This is a genomic window from Acinetobacter sp. ANC_7553 (genome assembly GCF_056779895.1).
Map to the genome: position 1 here is coordinate 1 of NZ_JBWYIV010000041.1, position 1,196 is coordinate 1,196.

The window sequence follows — 1,196 nt, forward strand, 5'->3', positions numbered from 1 at the left end:
ATCTCATGGCTAAGGCTAAGTTTGAACGTAATAAGCCACACGTTAACGTGGGCACAATCGGTCACGTTGACCATGGTAAAACAACTTTAACTGCTGCTATCGCAACTGTATGTGCGAAGAAATTCGGTGGTGAAGCTAAAGACTACGCTGCTATCGACTCTGCACCAGAAGAAAAAGCACGTGGTATTACAATTAATACATCACACGTAGAATACGATTCTCCAACTCGTCACTACGCTCACGTAGACTGCCCGGGCCACGCCGATTATGTTAAAAACATGATCACTGGTGCTGCTCAGATGGACGGTGCGATCCTTGTTTGTTCAGCGACAGATGGTCCAATGCCACAAACTCGTGAACACATCCTTCTTTCTCGTCAGGTAGGTGTACCTTACATCATCGTATTCTTAAACAAATGCGATATCGTAGACGACGAAGAGTTAATCGAATTAGTTGAAATGGAAGTTCGTGAACTTCTTTCTACTTATGACTTCCCAGGTGATGACACTCCAGTAATCCGTGGTTCAGCACTTGCTGCACTTAACGGTGAATCAGGTCAATATGGCGAAGATGCTGTAGTTGCTCTTGTTGAAGCGCTTGACTCTTACATCCCAGAGCCAGTGCGTGCTGTAGACCAAGCATTTTTGATGCCAATCGAAGACGTATTCTCTATTTCTGGTCGTGGTACAGTAGTAACTGGCCGTGTAGAAACTGGTATCGTTAAAGTAGGCGAAGAAGTTGAAATCGTAGGTATCAAAGACACAGTTAAAACTACAGTAACTGGTGTTGAGATGTTCCGTAAACTTCTAGACGAAGGTCGTGCGGGCGAGAACTGTGGTGTACTTTTACGTGGTACTAAGCGTGAAGACGTACAACGTGGTCAAGTACTTTCTAAACCAGGTTCAATCAAGCCACACACTAAATTCGATGCGGAAGTATACGTGCTTTCTAAAGAAGAAGGTGGTCGTCACACTCCATTCCTTAACGGTTACCGTCCACAGTTCTACTTCCGTACAACTGACGTAACTGGCGCGATTCAATTAAAAGAAGGCGTTGAAATGGTTATGCCTGGTGACAACGTAGAAATGTCAGTAGAATTAATCCACCCAATCGCAATGGACCCAGGTCTACGTTTTGCGATCCGTGAAGGTGGTCGTACAGTTGGTGCTGGTGTTGTTGCGAAAGTAACTGCATAA

Annotated in this window: 1 protein-coding gene; it reads left to right on the top strand. The window is 44.8% G+C overall.

Annotation, left to right across the window (positions count from 1 at the left end; all coding sequences use genetic code 11):
* Nucleotides 1–5: 5 nt before the first annotated feature.
* Complete coding sequence (gene tuf, locus AC1M9I_RS14570; RefSeq protein WP_481611210.1) at nt 6–1,196, top strand: elongation factor Tu; 1,191 nt, start codon at nt 6–8, stop codon at nt 1,194–1,196.

Bases quoted from the DNA above. Each gene is read 5' to 3' on its own strand.
- tuf (WP_481611210.1), top strand. From the start codon at position 6: ATGGCTAAGGCTAAGTTTGAACGTAATAAGCCACACGTTAACGTGGGC.